The sequence below is a fragment of the Pseudomonas putida genome (genome assembly GCF_030159595.1).
GTDB lineage: Bacteria > Pseudomonadota > Gammaproteobacteria > Pseudomonadales > Pseudomonadaceae > Aquipseudomonas > Aquipseudomonas putida_AC.
Genome location: NZ_BSKJ01000005.1, coordinates 466,485 through 487,636 on the forward strand (window position 1 = coordinate 466,485; position 21,152 = coordinate 487,636).

Genomic DNA, 21,152 nt, shown 5'->3' on the forward strand with positions numbered 1-21,152 from the left:
TGCTCCCACAGAAGATGGTGCCCGCTGTTGGCACAGTGCAAGGGGCTACCTTGGTCGTAGTATGTCCATAGAGCGCTCACGGTAGAGCTGCTGCCGCCATTTTCTGCTGCCTTCGCCCATGATTGCCATGCCATCAGGCGTTGACAGCCCACTTCCCCCTTGCTAATAATCGCCCACAGTTGTACGACAACACATAACAAAAACAACAATCAGTGGACGAACTCATGTCGACACTCATCCCGATACACCCACGTCTGTTGCACACCCCTCTTCCACCGGCTTGCTCGCATACGCCCGCCAGTACCTAGCACCCGGTTACCGCGCATTCACCCCTGGCCCTGACCGGCCCGTTACTTACCCGCCCCTGCCGCAGGCCGCTTGTGCGTGCCCGGTGGACGGGCTGCCACACCCTTCGGGAGCACAACAATAATGAAAATTTGCCATACCCTTCCGCTCGCCCTGCTTGGCGCCGGGGTCATCGCCGGCCTGCCAGGCTCCAGCCTGGCTGCGGGTTTTGTCGAGGATGCCAAGGCCACCCTCGGGCTGCGCAACTTCTACATCAACCGCAACTTCACCAACCCCGCCAATCCACAGAGCAAGGCCGAGGAATGGACGCAAAGCTTCATTCTCGATGCCCGCTCGGGGTTCACCGAGGGACCGGTCGGGTTCGGTGTGGATGTGCTGGGATTGTGGTCGGTCAAGCTCGATGGCGGCGGCGGTACCTATGGCACGGCGTTGCTGCCACGCCATGACGATGGCAAACCGGCGGATGATTACGGACGTTTGGCAGTAGCCGGCAAGGCGCGCATTTCCAAGACCGAGCTGAAAATCGGCGAGTGGATGCCGGTGCTGCCGATCCTGCGTTCGGACGACGGGCGCTCGTTGCCACAGACGTTCCGTGGCGGGCAGGTCACGTCCAACGAGATTGGGGGCTGACCCTGTACGGCGGCCAATTCCGCGGTAACAGCCCGCGTAACGACGCCAGCATGGAGGACATGAGCTATGGCGGCGGCGTGTCGGACCGCTTCAACTTCGTCGGTGGCGAGTACAAGTTCAACCAGGACCGCACGCTGGTGGGGCTGTGGAATGCGGTGCTGAAGGATGTGTACCAGCAGCAGTACCTGCAACTGAGCCATAGCCAGCCGGTGGGCGACTGGACCCTGGGCGCCAACCTGGGCTATTTCCATGGTGATGAAGACGGCGCCGAGCGCGCCGGGCAGTTGGACAACAAGACCTATTCGGGGATGTTCTCGGCCAAATACGGTGGCAATACCTTCTGGGTGGGCCTGCAGAAGGTCGATGGCGATACCTGGATGCGGGTCAATGGCACCAGTGGCGGGACGCTGGCCAACGACAGCTACAACTCCAGTTTTGACAATGCCAACGAGCGGTCTTGGCAGGTAAGGCATGACTTCAACTTCGTCACCGTCGGGGTGCCGGGGCTGACCTTGATGAACCGGTATATCAGCGGGCGTGATGTGCATACCGGGTCGGTGACCGATGGCAAGGAGTGGGTGCGGGAGACGGAGTTGGCGTATGTGATCCAGAGCGGGGCGTTCAAGGATTTGAGTGTGAAATGGCGGAATTCGTCGATTCGGCGGGATTACAGCAACAACGAGTTCGATGAGAACCGGTTGATCTTTAACTATCCGTTGTCGTTGCTGTAACCGGAACATCGGCGCTGCCTTTATTGGGGCCGCTTTGCGGCCAATCGCAGGCAAGCCAGCTCCCACACCGACCGCGCTGACTTCAAGGCATGTGCAGTACCTGTGGGAGCTGGCTTGCCGGCAATGAGGCCGGTAAAAGCCATACAACCCTCATTGACAACACCCAAACCCACCGCCAATAATCAGCTTAGTCATACGACAACCTACAACAATTAACAACAAGAGCCGGCCATGACCCCTACTCCCCTCAATCGCCTGCTGCTCACCGGAGCCGCAGGCGGCCTGGGCAAGGTCCTTCGCGAACGCCTGCAAGGCTACGCCGAGGTCCTGCGTCTTTCCGACATCAGCCCCATGGCACCTGCCGCGGGCCCGCATGAAGAAGTGATCACCTGCGACCTGGCCGACAAGGCTGCGGTACATGCCTTGGTCGAAGGCGTTGACGCCATCATCCACTTCGGCGGCGTGTCCACCGAGCATTCCTTTGAAGACATCCTCGGCCCCAACATCTGCGGCGTGTTCCATGTCTACGAGGCGGCACGCAAACACGCGGTGAAGCGCATCATCTTCGCCAGCTCCAACCACACCATCGGTTTCTACCGCCAGGACGAGCGCATCGACGCCCACTCCCCTCGCCGCCCCGACAGCTACTACGGGCTGTCCAAGTGCTACGGCGAGGATATGGCCAGCTTCTACTTCGACCGCTACGGCATCGAGACCGTCAGCATTCGTATCGGCTCGTCGTTCGCTCAACCGCAGAACCCGCGCATGCTCTGCACCTGGCTGAGCTACGACGACCTGGTGCAACTGATCGAGCGTGGGCTGTTCACGCCCGACGTTGGTCACACCATCGTCTACGGCGCCTCCGACAACCGCACCGTGTGGTGGGACAACCGCCATGCCGAGCACCTTGGCTATGTACCCAAGGACAGTTCCGAAGCCTTCCGCGCTGCCGTTGAAGCCCAGCCGGCGCCCGCCGCCGATGACCCAAGCATGGTTTACCAGGGCGGCGCCTTCGCCGTGGCCGGCCCGTTCAACTGAACCCACGCACGCCAGGAGGCACGGCCATGAACTGCGAACTGATCGTTGACGCCCGCAACGGCACCGGTGAAAGCCCGGTGTGGCACCACGGTGAGCAGGCCCTGTACTGGGTCGATATTCCCGCCTGCCAGTTGCACCGCTGGCAGGTGGCTGATGGCAAGCACCAGGTCTGGCAAGGTGATGAGATGCTGGCCTGCATCGCCCGCAGCGGCCAGGGCTGGGTCGCCGGCATGGAAAGCGGCATCTTCCAACTCCAGGCCAAGGCCGACGGCAGCCTGGACTGCCGCCTGCTCAGCAGCGTGCCACACGCCCAGGCTGGCATGCGTTTCAACGATGGCCGCTGCGACCGCCAGGGTCGCTTCTGGGCCGGCACCATGCTGCTGGACATGCAACAAGGTGCGCACGTTGGCGCGCTGTACCGGCATGACGGCGAAGGCCAACTGCACCTGCAGCAGGACGGCATGATCGTGCCCAACGGCCTGGCCTTCAGCCCCGACGGCACGCGCATGTACCTGTCTGACTCGCACCCCAACGTGCAAAAAGTCTGGTCCTTCGATTACGACACCGACAGCGGCACGCCGCACAACAAGCGGCTGTTCGTCGACATGCGCGGCTACCCTGGCCGCCCCGACGGCGCGGCTGTCGACCAGGACGGCTGCTACTGGATCTGCGGCAACGATGCCGGTCAGATCCACCGTTTCACACCCGATGGCCGCCTGGACCGCTCGCTCAGCGTGCCGGTGAAAAAGCCCGCGATGTGCGCTTTCGGCGGTACCCACTTCGACACCCTTTACGTCACTTCGATCCGCCCTGCGGGCATCGACCTCAGCGACCAGCCGCTGGCTGGCGGGGTATTTGCCCTCAACCCTGGCACCAAAGGCCTGGAGGAGCCTGCCTACCGGGGCTGAGCCCCACCTGCCACACCCACACTTGCACGTACGAAACCAGATAATAAAAAACACGGAGTTTCATCATGACGTTCAAACGCAAGCTGCTTCTTGCCGTACTCCCCTTCGCCTTCAGCGTGGCCATGCCCGCGTCGGCACTGGACATCAAGTTCGCCGAGATCCACCCGGCCGGCTACCCGACAGTGGTGGCCGAGCAAAACATGGGCAAAAAGCTTGAAGCAGCCAGCAATGGCGACATCACCTTCAAGATGTTCGCCGGCGGCGTGCTGGGCTCGGAAAAGGAAGTGATCGAACAGGCACAGATCGGTGCCGTGCAGATGACCCGCGTCAGCCTGGGGATCGTCGGCCCGGTGGTGCCGGATGTGAACGTGTTCAACATGCCGTTCGTGTTCCGCGACCATGAACACATGCGCAAGATCATCGACGGTGACATCGGCCAGGAAATCCTCGACAAGATCACCCACTCCGATTTCAACCTGGTGGCCCTGGCCTGGATGGACGGCGGTACGCGCAGCATCTACACCAAAAAACCCGTACGCAGCCTGGAAGACCTCAAGGGCATGAAGATTCGCGTGCAGGGCAACCCGCTGTTCATCGACATGATGAACGCCATGGGCGGCAACGGCATCGCCATGGACACCGGGGAAATCTTCAGCGCCCTGCAAACCGGCGTGATCGATGGCGCCGAGAACAACCCGCCCACCTTGCTTGAGCACAACCATTTCCAGAGCGCCAAGTACTACACCCAGACCGGCCACCTGATCCTGCCCGAGCCGGTGGTGATGTCCAAAACCACCTGGAACAAGCTCAGCCCTGAGCAGCAGGCGCTGGTGAAGAAGGTCGCACGCGAAGCGCAGATGGAAGAGCGCGCACTGTGGGACGCCAAGTCCGCCGCCAGCGAAGAGAAGCTCAAGGCCGCCGGTGTCGAGTTCATCACCGTGGACAAGAAGCCGTTCTACGACGCCACCGCCCCAGTGCGTGAAAAATACGGCGCGCAGTACGCCGACCTGATGAAGCGTATCGACGCCGTCCAGTAACAGCGGCCCCTTCCCGAACGAACCTCGGCAGTGCGGTGCCCGCCGCCCTGCCGCTTTGGTGATGCCCATGAAAAATCTGTTCCTGCGTGCAAACGACTCGCTGTACCGCGGCTGCATCTGGGTCGCCGGCCTGTCGATCCTGACCATGTCGCTGATCATCCCTTGGGGCATCTTCGCCCGCTATGTGCTCGGCACCGGCTCTAGCTGGCCGGAGCCGGTGGCCATCCTGCTGATGGTGGTGTTCACCTTCGTCGGCGCCGCCGCCAGCTACCGGGCCGGGGCGCACATGGCAGTGGCGATGATTACTGATCGCCTGCCGCCGCTGCAGCGCCAACTGGTCGCGCTGCTGGTGCAGGTGCTGATGATTCTGGTGTGCGTGTTCATGGCCTACTACGGCACCAAGCTGTGCATCACCACCTGGAACCAGTTTCTGGCCTCCCTGCCGGGTGTGCGGGTAGGCATGACCTATGCGCCAATCCCGATCGGTGGCGTGCTGACCCTGGTGTTTGTCGTGGAAAAACTCCTGCTGGGCGACCAGAGCCACCGCAAGGTGGTGCGTTTCGACCCTACAGAAGAAAGCGAAGGAGCGGCATAAATGGATGCGTTCATTCTGTTGGGCAGTTTCATTGCGCTCATCCTGCTGGGCATGCCGGTGGCCTATGCCCTGGGCCTGTCGGCGCTGATCGGTGCCTGGTGGATCGACATCCCGCTGCAGGCGATGATGATCCAGGTGGCCAGTGGCGTTAACAAGTTCTCGCTGCTGGCCATTCCGTTCTTCGTGCTGGCCGGCGCGATCATGGCCGAAGGCGGCATGTCACGGCGGCTGGTGGCCTTTGCCGGGGTGCTGGTGGGCTTCGTGCGCGGCGGGTTGTCACTGGTCAATATCATGGCTTCTACCTTCTTCGGGGCGATTTCCGGCTCGTCGGTGGCCGACACTGCCTCGGTGGGCTCGGTGCTGATCCCGGAGATGGAGCGCAAGGGCTACCCGCGCGAGTTCTCCACCGCCGTGACCGTCAGTGGCTCGGTACAGGCGCTGCTGACCCCGCCCAGCCACAACTCGGTGCTGTACTCGCTGGCGGCGGGCGGCACGGTATCGATTGCCTCGCTGTTCATGGCGGGTGTCATGCCCGGTTTGCTGCTGAGCGCGGTGATGATGGGCCTGTGCCTGATCTTCGCCAAGAAGCGCAACTACCCCAAGGGCGAAGTGATCCCGCTGCGCCAGGCGCTGAAAATTGCCGGTGAGGCGCTGTGGGGCCTGATGGCCATGGTGATCATCCTGGGCGGCATCCTGTCGGGCGTGTTCACCGCGACCGAATCGGCAGCCGTGGCGGTGGTGTGGTCGTTCTTCGTGACCATGTTCATCTACCGCGACTACAAGTGGCGCGACCTGCCCAAGCTGATGCACCGCACGGTACGCACCATTTCCATTGTGATGATCCTGATCGGCTTCGCCGCCAGCTTCGGCTATGTGATGACGCTGATGCAGATCCCGTCGAAGATCACCACGGCGTTCCTGACACTGTCGGACAACCGCTATGTGATCCTGATGTGCATCAACTTCATGCTGTTGCTGCTGGGCACGGTGATGGACATGGCGCCGCTGATCCTGATCCTTACGCCGATCCTGCTGCCGGTAATCACCGGCATCGGCGTAGACCCGGTGCACTTCGGCATGATCATGCTGGTGAACCTGGGGATAGGCTTGATCACACCGCCGGTGGGGGCTGTGTTGTTCGTGGGCTCGGCCATCGGCAAGGTGAGCATCGAGTCGACGGTGAAAGCGCTGCTGCCGTTCTACCTGGCACTGTTCCTGGTGCTGATGGCAGTGACCTACATTCCAGCCATCTCACTGTGGCTGCCTAGCGTGGTGCTGTAACTGAAATGGGGGCCGCGCTGCGGCCCCCTGGCTCTGTCTGCAAATGGATCCTGCACATGGCTGTCCCATCCTCTGCTGCCTCGCTGTTCCCGCGTAAATTGGCAATCGCCCTGCTGGTCCTGATGGCCTGTTCCTTCGCCGGCAACCACATCGCCGCCCGCATCGCCTTCGATGACGGCACCGGCGTACTGCTGGCGATTCTCTGCCGCTCAGGCATCACCTTGCTGGTGCTGGCCTGCCTGCTGTTGTGGCAACGCCAGGCGATCGGCCTGCCCGCCGGTACCCGCCACTGGCAGTTGCTGCTAGGCCTGCTGATCGCCACCCAGAGCCTGTGCCTGTACTCGGCAGTCGCGCGCATCCCGGTGGCACTGGCGCTGCTGGTGGGCAACACCTTCCCGATGCTGCTGGCATTGCTTACCTGGGCGCTGGGTGGCGCGCGACCGACCGGCCGTACGGTGCTGTTCATGGGCCTGATCCTGTGCGGCCTGGTACTGGCGCTGGATGTGCCGGCCCGCTTGGGCGATAGCAGCGCGGCCAACCCGCACTGGGCGCTGGGCGTCAGCCTGGCCTTCGGCGCCGCCTGTGCCTTTGCCTGCGCCTTGTGGATCACCGATCACAAACTGGCTGCCGTACGCGGGCCGGTGCGCAGCCTGCTGACCTTGCTGATCGTGTTTTCCAGCATGCTGGTTGCCGGTGCAAGCGGCGTGATGCCGTCGGGCTTGTCACTGCCCGGCAGCAGCGGTGGCTGGGTCGCCTTGGGCAGCCTGGTGGTGCTGTACGGCCTGGCCTTCACCTTGCTGTTTGTGTGTGTGCCAAGGCTGAACATGGCGCAGAACGCGCCGGTGATGAATGTCGAACCCATCGCGACACTGCTGCTGGGCTGGGCCTTGCTCGATCAGCACCTGAGTACCCAGCAACTGATCGGCGCTGCCGTGGTGGTGTGCGGCATCGTGCTGCTTACCTACCGTCGGGCCCGTTGACTGTTCATTTGAAAGGAGCCTTGAATGGCCGTGACCGAGCTGCACCTGCACGACAACCTGACCCGCCTGAGCCTGGCCCCGGAGCTGGGCGCCAGCCTGGTCAACTGGGAGGTGAAGGCAACCGGGCAGCCGTTGCTGCGCCATTCCGACGCGGCCGCGCTGGCCAGCGGTACCCCGCGACGGCTTGCCTGTTACCCGCTGGCTCCGTGGTCCAACCGCATTGCCGAGGGTGGCTTTTCCCGGCCCGAAGGCTGGCAGGCACTGGCGCCCAATACCACGCACGACGCTTACCCGATTCATGGCAGCGCCTGGCAGCAGGCCTGGCAGGTGGAGCACCACAGCGAGCGCCGCGCACGCCTGACGCTGCACAGTGAAGTGCCGTTTGCCTACCAGGCTACGTTGGATGTGCATTTGCACGAGGGGTGCCTGAACCTGGACCTGCATGTCACGCACCTGGATGAGCAGGCTAACTGGTATGGGTTGGGGTTGCATCCCTATTTCCCGCGATATCCCGATACCAAGCTGTATGCAGCGGCACGCAAGGTATGGCTGGCCGAGGCGGGTCGACTGCCTTCGTATGAGGCTGAGATACCAGAGCGTTGGCGTTTTGAAACCCAGGGAGGCTTGCCTGACACGGTCGTGGACCACGCCTTCAATGGCTGGCCGGGGGACTGCGTGATCGAACAGCCCGGTGCCGGATACCGCTTGGCGTGCAGTGCCAGTGGGGCTGAGCATTTCTTGCTGTTCTGCCCGCAGGGGCAAGGTTTTTTCTGCTTTGAGCCGGTTACTCACCCGGTCAATGCGCATCACCTGCCGGGGCGGCCAGGGCTGAGGTTGTTGCAGCGTGGGGAAGCGATGAACCTGGGGTTCAAGCTGCGGTATCAGGCGCTGTAATCGTGTCACCTGGAATTGGGGCTGCAAAGCGGCCCCAAAATCTCAAGCCTTATGCAAGCGCCTCAGTCGAAGCCATTACCGGCTTCTCCGAAGATGGCGTCCGTACCTCTCGCGCCACCTTCCACACCAACGCCGCCGCCACGATATCGAACGCTGCCAGCACCACGAACAACGGGCTGTAGCCAATCTGCGTGACCAGCACGCCGAACACCAGGGTAAACGCCGCCGCCCCCAGGTATCCGCACATGCCACCCATGCCGGTCGCCGTGGCCACCTGGTCCTTGCTGAACGAGTCGGAGGTGATCGAGTACAGCGCCCCCGACAACGTCTGGTGGGCAAATCCGCCAATGCACAACAGCAGGATGGCCGTGTACGGGCTTTCCACCAGGCCGATGCAGGCCGGGCCGATCATGCAGCTGGCACCGAACACCAGCACCATTTTGCGCGAGGTGAACAGCGACACCTTGAAGTAACGGTGGAACATCGGGCTGAGGTAACCACCCAGCACACAGCCGATGTCGGCTGCGAGGAACGGTAACCAGGCAAACATCGCCACTTCCTTGATGTTCATGTGCCGCTCGGTCATCAGGTACAGCGGAATCCAGGCATTGAAGGTTTGCCAGGCCGGTTCGGAGAGAATCCGCGCCGAAGCGATAGCATAGAAGTTGCGGCTCTTGAAAATGCGCTTCCACGCGCCCTTCTCGCGGGTGTCCTGTTTGAAGTGCGCTTCCTGCCCGGCCAGGATGTAGTCGCGCTCTTCGTCACTCAGCCGTTTCTGGTCGCGCGGGTGCTTGTACAGCAGCATCCAAAGCAGGGTCCAGACGATGCCCGAGACGCCAACGAGCACGAATGCCAGCTGCCAACCACTGTGCAGGATCGCCCATACCACCAGAGGCGGTGCCAGCAAGGCGCCAAGCGACGAGCCGATGTTGAACCAGCCGATCGCCACTGAACGCTCCTTGGCCGGGAACCACTCGGTGGTGGCCTTGACCCCGGCCGGCAAGCCGGCGGCTTCGGTCATGCCCAGCAACCCGCGCATGAACGCCATGCTCTGCCAGCCGGTCGCCAGGGCCGCGCCGGCACAGGCCACTGACCAGGCCATGGCAAACACGGCAAAGCCCAGCTTGGTGCCGATGAAGTCGATAAACCAGCCGGCGATCGGCTGCATGAGGGCGTAGCACACCTGCCAACTGGCGACGATCTTGGCGTATTGCTCGGTACTGATGGAGAGGTCGGTCATCAAGGTGGGGGCGGCCACCGAGAGGGTGTTACGGGCGAGGTAGTTGACGACGAGCCCAGCCGTGACAAGGCTGACCATCCACCAACGGATGCCTTTCATCTTCATGGTTCACCTGAATTTCTTGTTTTTAGAGTGGCGAGCGATTGGCGCAAACGCCGGCAGGGCTATTTGCGACAAATTGTTTCAGGTGAAAGAGTGCCATGTCATAGGTCGTCGTACAACAATTATTATTTCAAGTCATTTCGAGCATTGTTGTACGATCTCAATCCAGCTGCTGGGCTCGCAGCGCCTGCGCCAGCATGTCGATGAAGGCCCTGACCTTGGCCGAGCCATACTTACTCTCCCGGTGCAGCACATGAATCGGCCAAGGCGCCTCTTCGTACTCGGCCAGGATCACCTGCAACTGCCCACTGGCCAGCTCATCTGCCACCTGGTACGACAACAGCCGGGCAATCCCCAGCCCGCCGCTGGCAGCAGCGATGGCCCCATCATTGCTGGTCACCGTGAGCCGCGGCTTCATGCGCACCATGGTCGGCTCTTCTGTCACCCCAAAGCGCCAGCCGGCACGGGGCGACAGGTTGGTGGTGCCAATTACCGCATGCCCGGCCAGGTCCGAGGGATGCTTAGGCACACCATGGCGCGCCAGGTAATCGGGGGATGCGCACAACATGCGCCGCACCCTGCCAACCCGCAACGCCTTCAACCCGGAGTCGGGCAAGGGGCCGATGCGCACGGCCACGTCCATGCCTTCCTCGACCATGTTCACCACTCGGTCGAGGAAGTAGGCAGAAACATCGACTTCCGGGTACTGCTGCAGGTAGCGAACGATGCACGGCATGACGAACTTCTTGCCGAACAGGATCGGCGCGGTAACTGCCAGGTCACCTTTAGGGGTGGCGTTGATACCGGCAGCGGCGGCGTTGGCCTCGTTGATGCTGGCGAGAATATGCCGGGTGTCTTCCAGGTAACGGCCGCCAGCTTCGGTCAGGCGCACGCTGCGGGTGGTGCGCAGCAGCAGCTTGACCCCGAGCTGGTCTTCCAGGGCGCTGACCGCGCGGGTGACGGCGGCAGGGGAGATGTCCAGGCGGCGGGCGGCGGCGGCGAAGCTTTCCAGTTCGCCTACGGCGACGAACACCTTCATCAGGTGGATCTGGTCCATGCGGGCTCCCGGCATTGGGGGGGTGGGGATTATCGATTATCCGTGGCACTGGTGTATCAGATATCCAGCACCAGCGCCTGTGCCCCCGCCTCCACTTGCGCCGGCACTGCACAACAGATCAGCACCGATCCCGCCTCCGGCAGCTCTGCCGGTGGGTTCGGGTAATGCACCTGGCCACTCACCAGCTTGGTCTTGCAGGTACCGCATGACCCACCACGGCAACTGAATTCCGGCGCCAGCCCACGCGCCTCGGCCAGTTCCAGCAGGGTGCCGCTACCCGGTGCCCAACGCGCCTCCTTGGCCGACGCCGCGAAATATACAGGTACGGGCTCGCTGGCGGCAGGCGGCTGTTGCAAGGCGGGCTGGTCGGCGTCCGTGTGCCGCCGCAACGTCGACGGGCCAAAGGCTTCAGCGTGAATCCGCGCATCTGGCACATGCACCCCGCGCAGCCCTTCATACAGGTCCTGGGTAAAGCTGCCTGGGCCACACAGGTAGAAATCGTAGTCGTCCAGCCCCAGTGTCGCCTTGACCTGCTCGATACCCAAGCGGCCGGCAAACTCATAATCCTGCCCAATCATCGCATGGTCTTCTGGCTGGCTCAGGGCACGATGGATGTGCAGCAAGCCTCCCGCCTGTTGCCGCAAGCTCGCCAGCTCCCCCCTGAACGGCAGGTCGGCCAGGCTACGCGCGCCATGGAACAAGTGGATGTGCCGCGTCTGAGGCTTGTTCAACTGCTCGCGCAGCATGGCCAATAATGGCGTGATACCCACCCCCGCGCCAATCAGCACCAGCGGCCGCGTGCTCTGCAGCTCCAGTGTGAAGCTGCCCATGGGTGGGCGCACGTTAAGCACATCGCCTGGCACGATGCGCTCATGCAAATGCCGGGAAACCGGGCCCTGGGCTTTGACGCTAATGCGCAAGTAGCCGTCGGAAGGTGCACTGGACAGGCTATAGGTGCGGATCAGCGCCGCTTCACCGTCGCGCTGGACTTGCACCGGAACATGTTGCCCGGGCGTAAAAGCCACAGCGCTATCGGCGGGCGGCTCCAGGTAGAACGAACGGATATCGCGGCTCTCCTGCTCGACCCGCAGCACGCGCCAGGCTTGCCATTGGCGCTGTTGCTGACGTTGCTGCAAACGCGCATCGGCCTCGGCCCAGATGCCTGTCATCAGGCTGGTCGGTGCGTACTCCTTGAAGGCCCAGCGCAGGGAAACCGCAGCCGGCCGCCACACCACCTGCTCGACCTCCAGCGTCCACAGCCGCTCTGCACCTTCAAACGCCTGGATGGCCGGGCTTTCCAGCAGCACCTCGGCACGCCCGCACATCTGCAGTACGTTGCCGTTGCTGAAGTCGATGAACAGTAAACCTGCCCTCGGGTTAACCAACAAGTTACCCAAGGTGTTGAAGTGCAGGTTGCCCGCGTAGTCGGGAATGGTCAGCGTCTTGCCTTCGACCTTGACGAACCCTGGCCGACCGCCACGGTGGGAAACATCCACCGAGCGCTGGCCGCCTTCATGCTCGACATAGCTGGCGACGAAGAACGTGTCGGCAGACTGAATCATGCTGACGGTCGTGGCATCCAGTGTTGTCGCATCGACGCGCCCCTGGGCCGGTTCGGTGACGCGGGTATAGTCGCGCAGCTGGATGTACTGCGGGCAGTTGCCGAACGACTGCTCCACCGTCACCTGCAATTGCCCCGCAGCAGCCTGGCGGATCTGCCCGTTGAGGCGGTTGCGTCGGCGGGTGTGCAGCTCGATGCCCAGCAGGCCGATTGCCTGCCCGGCGACCAACCCCGGGGTGGCAGGGTCATCTGCTGGCAACGTGGTGTCGATCATCAGTTGCCGAGGCTCGGGCGAGCGAACAAAGCCCTCTGGCCCTTCCAGCAGCGTCGCCCAGGGCCGACCCTGAGCGTCAACGCTGGCCGCCACCATGAACGGCAACTGGTGATAGAACGTGCGGTGCTGGTCGGGCATGTAGTCACGAATGACCTTTTGCCCGAACGCCTCCATGCGCTCTGCTACACCGACCTTTTCCTGCAGGGTTTTCTCGCCCGCATGCCAGGGCGAGGGGCGGTGGTCCGGGGTCTGTTGCATGGCGGCGTTCCTCCCGATGGCGGGGTATCAGGCGCTGGTCTGCAGCCCGATCACAGTGCGTGGCATGGGCACGAAGCCCGGCAGCGCCTCTATACGTGCCAGCCAGCTGCGCACGTTGGCATAGGGCTCCAGCGACACGTTGCCTTCGGGGGCGTGGGCGATGTACGAGTAATTGGCAATGTCGGCGATGGTGGGTGTGCTGCCTGCCAGGAAGGGCGACTTGGCCAGCTCGGCGTCGATCACCTTGAGCAGGGTGTGGGCACGGGTGATCACTTCGTCGGTGTTGAACGCGGCACCGAACACGGTCACCAATCGGGCGGCGGCGGGACCGAAGGCCAGCGGGCCTGCAGCGACCGACAACCAGCGTTGCACGCGGGCGGCTGCGACGGGTTCTTCGGGCAGCCAGGTGCCGTTGTCGTATTTTTTGGCAAGGTAGACAAGGATCGCGTTGGAGTCGGCGATCACCGTACCGTTGTCATCGATGACCGGTACCTGGCCGAACGGGTTGAGGGCCAGGAAGTCAGGCTGCTTGTGCGCGCCTTTGGCCAGGTCGACGAATACCAGCTCGGTGGGCAGGTCGAGCAACGAGAGCATCAGCTCGATGCGGTGGGCGTGGCCGGACTTGGGGAAGTTGTAGAGCTTGATGGGGTTCAACATGGGCTTGGCTCCTGGTCAGCACCGGAGTGGGCTGATGGAGCACATGCTGCACCTGTTCGGCTGGGAGCAGAATCCGTGTGGTGGGGAAACCATAATTTCGCGCAGCGCAATAATTTCGGATTCCCACACCGGTAATCGATATCAACTCATTCGCTGCTGTAGCTGGTAAAGATAAAGGACATGCACGGCATCAACCACCGGCGGTACGGTGGCCTGGTGCTCTTCGAGACGCATCGTTTCCAGAACAGCGAAATTCTCTTCGCGACCGCATACCGCCGAGCCTTTGCCTTGCTTTTGAAGTCCGGCAGTTTGCCACCTACCACTTCAGGCAGCCACTCACTCGGAAGCACGAGACGTGGCGAGCTACACAGGGATTAAAGAAACCGTCGAGCTCACTGAGATCAAGTATGGCGTCATCATTGCCATACTTGAAAAGCAGTCCAGCTCTTGGTCGGTCGTCGCGATAGGCATACGCTTCAGTTTTGTAGCCGGTGGAAACGGTAAAGTTTGCGTGCAGCCTCGACTACCAGGGGCACACACGCTTGAATATCGTGTTCGCTCATCTGGTCCAACAACTCGAAGTTATCTTCCAGCCCATGCAGCGAAATGGCCTTGAGCAGTTGATCCTGTTCCGGCGGCAACACCTCCCAGCCAGCGACCTGAGTACCTCGCATGTAACCGAAGCACCACTCCTCCATGACGATCACATTGCCTTCCTCGCCTTCGTTTTCTTCGAATAGCGGCTCGAAGTGGTCGACGTTGTCACCCAGCGCTTCTGCCACCTGGTTGGCATAGCGCAGCATCAACGCGGTGTACGCTTCTTCGTGCGCAGGTTTCTTGAACTTCGGCACCTTACCACCGGCTACCACAGGCAGCCATTGCTCCGGGAAGAGGGTGACCGGGGAACTGGTCAGTGCGGTGAAAAAGCCATTGAGCTCGGCCAGGTTCAGCACCGAGTAGTCGTTGCCGTAGGTGATCAACAGGTCTTCGAGGCGGTCGAGTTCTTTTTCGCTGAGTGCGGGGAGCATGGGTGTACATCCTGGGAAGCAAAAGTGTGAGCACCCTAGCACAGCAATGCAGCAAGGGCTGCCCGCGTATACCACTGCGCGGGCAGATTCTTCAGCTGGGCAACCAGCTCCGCAGCTCATCCTGCCGGTCGGTGCCAATCAGCAGCCACAGCAAGATGCGGCACTTGCGCGGGCAGAGTTGCCCGGCCATGTACACGCCTTTCTTTTGCAAGTCGATCTCGGCGCCGGAAAAACCGTATGTTGCCTGGGCTGTTGGGCCTCTACCTGTACGCGTGGCAACAATGACCGGCAAGGTTGACGCTAGGTGGTCCAGAACATCAGACCAACTACCGGAAACGTGGCCAGCACCGAAGCCGGCGATGACCAGCCCTTCGTAACCCAGTGTGGACACTGCCTGCAGCAGCGCTGTGTCCGCGCCCAGACAGGCCTCCAGCAGGGCAACGCGCTGGTCGGTCCGGCCTGGCAACGGCAGCACCTCGCGTCGGTCAAGCGGATGGCGATACACCGCAACGCCCTCTACAACTTCGCCCAGAGGGCCAAAGCCAGGCGACTCGAATGCCGCCATCGCCAAGCTGGCCGTCTTGCGAACCCTTACCGCGCAATGGACCTGATCATTCATCACCACAAGCACACCACGCCCATTGCTGCCTTGTGCCAATGCAACCTGTGCCGCAGCCAACAGGTTGGCCGGGCCATCGTTGCCTGGCTGACTGGCCGAGCGCATGGCTCCGGTCATCACCAATGGCGCATCGAATGGCCAGAGCAGATCCAGGAAATAGGCCGTTTCCTCTAGGCTGTCGGTGCCTTGGGTCAGTATCACGGCCTGGGCACCGCGCTCCACCTCGCTGCGAGCCCAAGCCAGCACATCCAGCAGCGCCCTGAAGCTGAGCGATGCACTGGGTACCAGGCACAATGACGTTACGTTCAACTTCGCCATCTCCCGCAACTGTGGGACCTGAAGCAGTTGCTGCTCACAATCCAGGGTTGGCGTTACACCACACCCAACCGCCGCAGCCTGCATACTGACCGTCCCTCCCAAACTGGCGATCGACAGCCTGGGCAGGCCCGAATGCTCAATCATGCTTCTCCCCCCACAAGTAACCCGATCAGCGGTACGATCCCCAACGTGCTGATGGCCATCGAGACTACGTTGCCGATGTAGCCATGCACATAGGCCGGCAACCGCTGAGTGATCGCCACTGCCAGCGGAGGAGCCACCAGCGCACCCAGCACTGCACTGGCCACGACTACTTGCCAACTGCCTCCATGCGTCAGCACTGCGGCCGGCACGATCGAGACAATCGGAATGTAGGTAGGGTACCACCCACGGGCTTGCCACTGGCCACGCCAGAATACGATCCCGACCAGAGACGCCATGGCCTGCCCGGCCACGATGTGCATCACCAGCATTGAACCGTACGCCGGGGCCGCCGGCGCCAACAGGTAAGCCAGCAAAACGCCCAGTAGTAGACCGAGGCTGGCCAGTTCATTGCCAAAGAATGGTGCCTCGCTGAAGTCGGCCAGCACACGCCGCAAGGTCCAGACCACACCGTAGTCGGGTTGGCTGGCGACAGGCTCCACAGCGACAGGTGCCTGGCTTGGGCGCACCCATGCAGGAAAGCGTTTGCACAGCAGGAAAGCGACAAGGCTTGCCACAGCCATGCCACTCACGTTGCCGACCACCACCGGCAATTGCAGCGGATAGCACAGGTAATTGACTATCAGCAGGCTAGCCGGCGTTACCAGTAGCGCGCCCAGCAGTGCGCCGGTCAACGTCACCCGCCAGCCCGCACCAAACAGCAGTACCATGGCTGCCGGTAATGACACGAAGGCGACGAAGGTGGGTTGCCAGGTGCCACTGGTCAAGGTCCATCCCCACAACGTGTGGCTCAGCAGCAAGCCCATCAGCGAACTGATGAACACCCATGGCCACAGCCCGCTGCCGTAGCAGATGGCGAAGCCCTGCCATCGATACCCACGAACATGGGCCCAATGTGCCAGGCAAGCCCCCAGCAGCAGGCCCAAGGCAGGCAGTTCATGCTTGTAGAAAGCCACCTCGCTGATATCACCCACTATCCAGCGCAAGCGGCTCAGAGGCTGGTCGAGCGTCGTAGCCAGTTGCGCGTAGTCCGGCCACTGGCCCAGGAGCAGACTCGCTACCAGCAGCATCAACAGGCAAGTGAAGATCAGCACAGGGGAGCGCTGCCGATCGGGCAACAAAAATACCTTCATGTGCGGGTCCTCAGCGTGGCATAGGCGCATGCAGGCGATAGCCAAGCGCCGCATCATAGAGATCGGTGCGGCGGTCACGCTGCAGGTCGTTGAGGCTGTTCCAGATCGGTGCTGAACGCGCGCTGCTGAGGTCGACATCGGCATACAGAATGCTCTCCTCCTGCGCACTGGCAACTTCCCCGATAGGCCAGCCATTGGTACCGGCAATCAACGAACAACCGAGGAAGCGCCCTCCCCGTTCATTGCCGATACGGTTGGCGGCGGCGATATAGACATTGTTTACATGCGCGGCGGTCATGGTCAGGTACGAGGCCATGCAACGCCCTGCTTCGTCGAACAGCGGTGGTGGGGTCCACACCCAGTTGTTCAGGCTGCAAATGATGTCGGCGCCTTGTGCCGCCATCAGCCGCGGCACTTCCGGGAACCAGATATCCCAGCAGATCAGCAGGCCGATACGGCCGATGGGCGTCTCGAACACCGGGAAACCGAGGTCGCCTGGGGTGAACCAGAGCTTTTCCTGATTCCACAAGTGAGCCTTTCGATAGTGCCCCAGCAGGCCGTCGGGGCCGAACAATACGGCACTGTCGTAAAGTTTCAGCCCGTCACGCTCAGCGAAGCCTGCTGCCAGATATACCTGATGCTCGCTGGCGAACGCTGCCCAGGCTTTCAGGCTGCGGCCTGCCTGCAACGTCTCGGCATGGGCGTAGGCCTCAGCACGGGAGTGAAAGGTATAGCCGGTGTTGGCCAACTCGGGCAGCACGATCAGGTTCGCACCTTCACGCGCCGCACGCCGAGCCAGTGCCAGGCCTTTGCTCAAATTGCCGTCGCAGTGTTCGAGACCAACCTGCGGGTCGTACTGGATGACAGCGATACATACGGGGCTGACAGGGGTGCAATGCTCAGACATGGCGGCTTCCTTTTTGTGGTTGTTTTGGAAGGTCGCCAGTAGAGCGGGGTTGGGCTTGGGAGGGACAGTCGGGCAGGTCCTATGGGGTCGAAGGACTAGCGATTAGTTGCAGTAGGAAAACGCCCACAAAAACACCCAAACGTCGCTATTTCCCAACTTGGTAATGTGGGTAGTGCTCCAGGGTGAAGCCACCATTGAATACTGCAGTTGTTCGATTGCAGAGGTTGATGACTGCATCGAGCGCGGTGCGTAAACACGGCTCGGTCCAGCCAGCGTCAACAGAGAAGGACTCTCCAGCCAGATACAGCCCTGAGCTGGCACTGAAATCTCGGTTGTATTTCATCAGGCCTACTGCATCGTAGTAGGTGCCTGCCCGATACAACTTCGCGCAACCAAGCGCATTTCTGTCGGTGATCCAACGCTGTATCCGGATGTTTCGGGTATCGATGTAGGGCGATATGGCTTCACCCACATTGCTACAGCGCAGGAGGATCCGGTCGAGTTCCTCGACACACTTGTTGGCCAGTTCTTCATCAGTGAATGCGGTCAATTTCGTCGCGTCGTCTTCCCAGGTGTAGCTGAGCAGGATGCAGTCGTCGGGGTAACGGTCGTTGTACCGATAGGCGTAGACGTCGTGGACAAAGCTATCGGTGACGAGGATCTGGGGTAACGCTGACTTACGGTCCAGATAACGCTTCTTCAGTGGCGCATAGACTTTGCAGCTGGTTTCCCAATGAGCGTGCTTCCACGCGTCCACAATCGACTGCGGCAGTATCTGACGGCTGAAACCGTCGAGGCGGATGTTGGTCTCGATCAACCAGGAAGGGGTGGTCAAGATCACACTGTCGAAGTCATCGTATTGGAGGCTTTGATTCGCAGGATCACTGCAGTGCCAGCAGTATCCAACCCGAATACGACCCGCTTCAAGCTTTTGTAAGGAACGGACCGAGGTGTCCGTCAACAGCCCGTTATCTTGTTGAAGGAGGTGATCATAAAGCGAAGTGCCGTTCATTCCTGTATCCAGAAACAACAGGCTTTCATCCATCGCCGCTAGACCGATATAGGCTGGCCCTTTGAACATCAGCCCTCTACTATCAGGAACATTGCTGGCTTCCAGATACGGCGCAGCATAAGGCACTCCATCCTGATCAACACGGCCATGCACCAGTTGCAAATGACTGCTGAAGCCAAAGATTGCAGTACGCAGGGGGTACAGGCAGCAGACGTCGTAAAACGCACCCCAGCTACCATCACCAATGCCGATTGAATAGAAAATGGCCGACTCTTCACTGCTCATGCCCAACCCGCCAAAATCACCAGGGTTTGCAGGATTCCATGCAGTGAGCATGGGCAAATGCACCAGATCCCTGAATGACAACAGGTGATAGCGCTCGACTACAGCCTGCCATGTCGACGCCCAACATTGCGTGCCATATACCATGGCGATGCGCTCGGCAAACTGCCTGGCGAAGCGATGCCATTTTTCATAGACCTTTTGCAGCGTTGCGGTAGGTGGAGGAGTATCCCCTTCTGGATTACGCCAAACCAGCAGCTCCGGCGTCCCCTCCCCCTCTAGTTGCCCCTCACGAAGATAGATACCGGTTGCATTCACCCAAGGTGTCCCTGGGTTCGGGAAATCGGAAAGCCGTAGCTTGAACAGCTTCGCGTAGTAAGCCATAAGCGAGCACCCATCTTTAGGCGGTTCGCCTGTCCTGTTGAACAAAGGCATACGCATGGCCCCCATCTCGAATGGGGTTGAAGGCTGCTTGTAATTGCCCTCATTGTTCACCACTGTCAGGTGGCGACCGCCCACGCGCTGAGACTGCTCAATCAAGGTGATGCGGGTAAAACCACAGCGCAACAATTCCCGAGCAGCGGTTAGCCCCGTTACGCCAGCACCAACAATACAGATCCGATGCTCCGGCTGGGCGGCACATGCAACACCTCCCTGTTGTTCAACCAAACGGCGATAGTCGAAGCAGAGGTCTGGAGGATTCGGAAAACGCGCGGCCCACGGCTGCATGGGCGAGGATGGCTCAATGGCCAGATCAGCAGGGTGATTGTGGGTGGAACCGATGGTCATGTTCTCGTACTCTCCATGAATTGAAGAGCCTGAGCATGATCGACATTGAGATGTGTGAAGTGTTGGTTATGTGCCACCAACCAACACCCACAGAATCGTGAGATACCTGTGGGTGCCAGCTTGCAGTCCCGATAAGGGCGTTAGGCGTTACACCGCCAGCGCACGCTCACGCAGCTCGCTGTTGAGGATGCGGTCGTTCTCGCTGTAATCGACCGGGCAGTCGATCACATGTACGCCGGGGGTCTTGATGCAGTGCTCAAGCAACGGCAGCAGGCCTTCGGCGCTTTCCACACGGTGACCGTTGGCACCGTAGGCTTCGGCGTATTTGACGAAGTCCGGGTTGCCATAGTCCAGGCCGAAATCGGTGAAGCCCATGTTGGCCTGCTTCCAGCGGATCATGCCATAGCCGTCGTCACGCAGGATCACCACGGTGATGTGCATGCCCAGGCGAACAGCCGTCTCCAGCTCTTGGCTGTTCATCATGAAGCCGCCGTCGCCGCACACCGAAATCACCGGACGGTCGGGGTGCACCAGGTGCGCCGCCATGGCCGAAGGCAGGCCGGCACCCATGGTCGCCAGGGCGTTGTCCAGCAGCACGGTGTTCGGCTTGTGCGCCTTGTAGTTGCGGGCGAACCAGATTTTGTAGATGCCGTTGTCCAGGGCAACGATGCCCTCGGATGGCAGTACGCGACGGATGTCGGCCACCAGGCGCTGCGGGTAGACCGGGAAGCGGTTGTCGTCGGCGCCTTCGGCGATCTGTGCTTCGTTGGCTTCACGGATGGCCATCAGGCGGGTGAAGTCCCAGTGCGACGTCTCGGTCAGCGCTTCACCGATTTGCCACACGGCGTTGGCGATGTCGCCGATCACTTCCACCTGCGGGAAGTACACGGCATCGACTTCGGCGGAGCGGAAGTTGATGTGGATGACCTCGGTGCCGCCACGGACCATGAAGAATGGCGGCTTCTCGATCACGTCGTGGCCGATGTTGACGATCAGGTCGGCCGCTTCGACGGCGCGGTGCACGAAATCACCTGACGACAGCGCTGCGTTGCCCAGGAAGCGCGGGTGGCGCTCATCGACCACACCTTTACCCATCTGGGTGGTGATGAACGGAATACCAGTCTTGTCGATCAACTGCTTGAGGACCTTGGCGGTCATCTTGCGGTTGGCGCCGGCGCCGATCACCAGGATCGGGTTACGGGCGTTTTGCAGCTTTTGCACGGCGGCTTCGATGGCCACATGCTCGGCCAGCGGACGGCGGTGCAGGCTGCGCGGGATCGGCAGTGCGTCGGTCTGCTCGGCGGCGATGTCTTCTGGCAGCTCCAGGTGTACCGCACCCGGCTTTTCTTCTTC

17 protein-coding genes and 1 pseudogene are annotated in these 21,152 nt (G+C 61.4%); 8 read left to right on the forward strand and 10 right to left on the reverse strand.

Annotation, left to right across the window (positions count from 1 at the left end; genetic code table 11):
- Positions 1–429 precede the first annotated feature (429 nt).
- The 8 genes and pseudogenes from QQL85_RS14525 to QQL85_RS14560 all read left to right on the forward strand — a co-directional run bounded on the left by QQL85_RS14525 (position 430) and on the right by QQL85_RS14560 (position 8,400).
- Positions 430–1,667 (forward strand): annotated as a pseudogene (locus QQL85_RS14525) (OprD family porin).
- A 231-nt stretch (positions 1,668–1,898) separates the two neighbouring features.
- The gene (locus tag QQL85_RS14530) at positions 1,899–2,705 is read left to right on the forward strand and encodes an NAD-dependent epimerase/dehydratase family protein (protein ID WP_284354224.1); all 807 of its coding nucleotides are present in this window, start codon (positions 1,899–1,901) and stop codon (positions 2,703–2,705) included.
- A 26-nt stretch (positions 2,706–2,731) separates the two neighbouring features.
- Positions 2,732–3,613 carry a glucurono-1,5-lactonase gene (locus QQL85_RS14535; protein ID WP_284354225.1) on the forward strand — a complete coding sequence of 294 codons (882 nt, stop codon included), beginning with the start codon at positions 2,732–2,734 and terminating at the stop codon, positions 3,611–3,613.
- Between the two features lie 65 nt (positions 3,614–3,678).
- Entirely contained in the window at positions 3,679–4,650 is a 972-nt protein-coding gene (locus QQL85_RS14540; RefSeq protein WP_284354226.1) for a TRAP transporter substrate-binding protein, read from the forward strand.
- A 67-nt stretch (positions 4,651–4,717) separates the two neighbouring features.
- Positions 4,718–5,245 carry a TRAP transporter small permease gene (locus QQL85_RS14545; RefSeq protein WP_284354227.1) on the forward strand — a complete coding sequence of 176 codons (528 nt, stop codon included), beginning with the start codon at positions 4,718–4,720 and terminating at the stop codon, positions 5,243–5,245.
- Positions 5,246–6,526, forward strand: coding sequence for a TRAP transporter large permease (locus QQL85_RS14550; RefSeq protein WP_019472239.1), 1,281 nt, complete (start codon positions 5,246–5,248; stop codon positions 6,524–6,526).
- 56 nt (positions 6,527–6,582) lie between these two features.
- Complete coding sequence (locus tag QQL85_RS14555) at positions 6,583–7,506, forward strand: EamA family transporter (RefSeq protein WP_284354228.1); 924 nt, start codon at positions 6,583–6,585, stop codon at positions 7,504–7,506.
- 24 nt (positions 7,507–7,530) lie between these two features.
- The gene (locus QQL85_RS14560; protein WP_284354229.1) at positions 7,531–8,400 is read left to right on the forward strand and encodes an aldose 1-epimerase; all 870 of its coding nucleotides are present in this window, start codon (positions 7,531–7,533) and stop codon (positions 8,398–8,400) included.
- A 49-nt stretch (positions 8,401–8,449) separates the two neighbouring features.
- On the opposite strand, the gene QQL85_RS14565 is transcribed toward QQL85_RS14560, so the two are convergent.
- The 10 genes from QQL85_RS14565 to QQL85_RS14610 all read right to left on the reverse strand — a co-directional run.
- Positions 8,450–9,745 carry an MFS transporter gene (locus tag QQL85_RS14565; protein WP_284354230.1) on the reverse strand — a complete coding sequence of 432 codons (1,296 nt, stop codon included), beginning with the start codon at positions 9,743–9,745 and terminating at the stop codon, positions 8,450–8,452.
- 157 nt (positions 9,746–9,902) lie between these two features.
- On the reverse strand, positions 9,903–10,799 hold the full coding sequence (locus QQL85_RS14570; RefSeq protein WP_284354231.1) for a LysR family transcriptional regulator: 897 nt from the start codon (positions 10,797–10,799) through the stop codon (positions 9,903–9,905).
- A 56-nt stretch (positions 10,800–10,855) separates the two neighbouring features.
- Positions 10,856–12,892, reverse strand: coding sequence for a pyridoxamine 5'-phosphate oxidase family protein (locus tag QQL85_RS14575; protein WP_284354232.1), 2,037 nt, complete (start codon positions 12,890–12,892; stop codon positions 10,856–10,858).
- A 27-nt stretch (positions 12,893–12,919) separates the two neighbouring features.
- A complete protein-coding gene (locus QQL85_RS14580) occupies positions 12,920–13,549 on the reverse strand; it encodes a glutathione S-transferase family protein (RefSeq protein ID WP_284354233.1) in 630 nt (209 codons plus the stop codon).
- Positions 13,550–14,025: 476 nt separating this feature from the next.
- Positions 14,026–14,577 carry a UPF0149 family protein gene (locus tag QQL85_RS14585; protein ID WP_284354234.1) on the reverse strand — a complete coding sequence of 184 codons (552 nt, stop codon included), beginning with the start codon at positions 14,575–14,577 and terminating at the stop codon, positions 14,026–14,028.
- A 91-nt stretch (positions 14,578–14,668) separates the two neighbouring features.
- Positions 14,669–15,658, reverse strand: coding sequence for an asparaginase (locus QQL85_RS14590; RefSeq protein ID WP_284354235.1), 990 nt, complete (start codon positions 15,656–15,658; stop codon positions 14,669–14,671).
- The gene (locus QQL85_RS14595) at positions 15,655–16,809 is read right to left on the reverse strand and encodes a hypothetical protein (protein ID WP_284354236.1); all 1,155 of its coding nucleotides are present in this window, start codon (positions 16,807–16,809) and stop codon (positions 15,655–15,657) included. The genes QQL85_RS14590 and QQL85_RS14595 overlap by 4 nt, the downstream gene beginning before the upstream one ends.
- A gap of 10 nt (positions 16,810–16,819) precedes the next feature.
- The gene (locus QQL85_RS14600) at positions 16,820–17,716 is read right to left on the reverse strand and encodes a nitrilase family protein (RefSeq protein ID WP_284354237.1); all 897 of its coding nucleotides are present in this window, start codon (positions 17,714–17,716) and stop codon (positions 16,820–16,822) included.
- A gap of 145 nt (positions 17,717–17,861) precedes the next feature.
- Complete coding sequence (locus tag QQL85_RS14605; protein ID WP_284354238.1) at positions 17,862–19,799, reverse strand: flavin monoamine oxidase family protein; 1,938 nt, start codon at positions 19,797–19,799, stop codon at positions 17,862–17,864.
- 147 nt (positions 19,800–19,946) lie between these two features.
- The coding region (locus tag QQL85_RS14610; RefSeq protein ID WP_284368774.1) for an acetolactate synthase large subunit at positions 19,947–21,152 on the reverse strand (1,206 nt) is incomplete at its 5' end.

Coding starts and splice junctions, on each gene's coding strand:
- QQL85_RS14545 (WP_284354227.1), top strand. CDS start 4,718: ATGAAAAATCTGTTCCTGCGTGCAAACGACTCGCTGTACCGCGGCTGC.
- QQL85_RS14570 (WP_284354231.1), bottom strand. CDS start 10,799: ATGGACCAGATCCACCTGATGAAGGTGTTCGTCGCCGTAGGCGAACTG.
- QQL85_RS14575 (WP_284354232.1), bottom strand. CDS start 12,892: ATGCAACAGACCCCGGACCACCGCCCCTCGCCCTGGCATGCGGGCGAG.
- QQL85_RS14605 (WP_284354238.1), bottom strand. CDS start 19,799: ATGACCATCGGTTCCACCCACAATCACCCTGCTGATCTGGCCATTGAG.
- QQL85_RS14535 (WP_284354225.1), top strand. CDS start 2,732: ATGAACTGCGAACTGATCGTTGACGCCCGCAACGGCACCGGTGAAAGC.
- QQL85_RS14540 (WP_284354226.1), top strand. CDS start 3,679: ATGACGTTCAAACGCAAGCTGCTTCTTGCCGTACTCCCCTTCGCCTTC.
- QQL85_RS14560 (WP_284354229.1), top strand. CDS start 7,531: ATGGCCGTGACCGAGCTGCACCTGCACGACAACCTGACCCGCCTGAGC.
- QQL85_RS14600 (WP_284354237.1), bottom strand. CDS start 17,716: ATGTCTGAGCATTGCACCCCTGTCAGCCCCGTATGTATCGCTGTCATC.
- QQL85_RS14590 (WP_284354235.1), bottom strand. CDS start 15,658: ATGATTGAGCATTCGGGCCTGCCCAGGCTGTCGATCGCCAGTTTGGGA.
- QQL85_RS14530 (WP_284354224.1), top strand. CDS start 1,899: ATGACCCCTACTCCCCTCAATCGCCTGCTGCTCACCGGAGCCGCAGGC.
- QQL85_RS14585 (WP_284354234.1), bottom strand. CDS start 14,577: ATGCTCCCCGCACTCAGCGAAAAAGAACTCGACCGCCTCGAAGACCTG.
- QQL85_RS14580 (WP_284354233.1), bottom strand. CDS start 13,549: ATGTTGAACCCCATCAAGCTCTACAACTTCCCCAAGTCCGGCCACGCC.
- QQL85_RS14555 (WP_284354228.1), top strand. CDS start 6,583: ATGGCTGTCCCATCCTCTGCTGCCTCGCTGTTCCCGCGTAAATTGGCA.
- QQL85_RS14550 (WP_019472239.1), top strand. CDS start 5,246: ATGGATGCGTTCATTCTGTTGGGCAGTTTCATTGCGCTCATCCTGCTG.
- QQL85_RS14565 (WP_284354230.1), bottom strand. CDS start 9,745: ATGAAGATGAAAGGCATCCGTTGGTGGATGGTCAGCCTTGTCACGGCT.
- QQL85_RS14595 (WP_284354236.1), bottom strand. CDS start 16,809: ATGAAGGTATTTTTGTTGCCCGATCGGCAGCGCTCCCCTGTGCTGATC.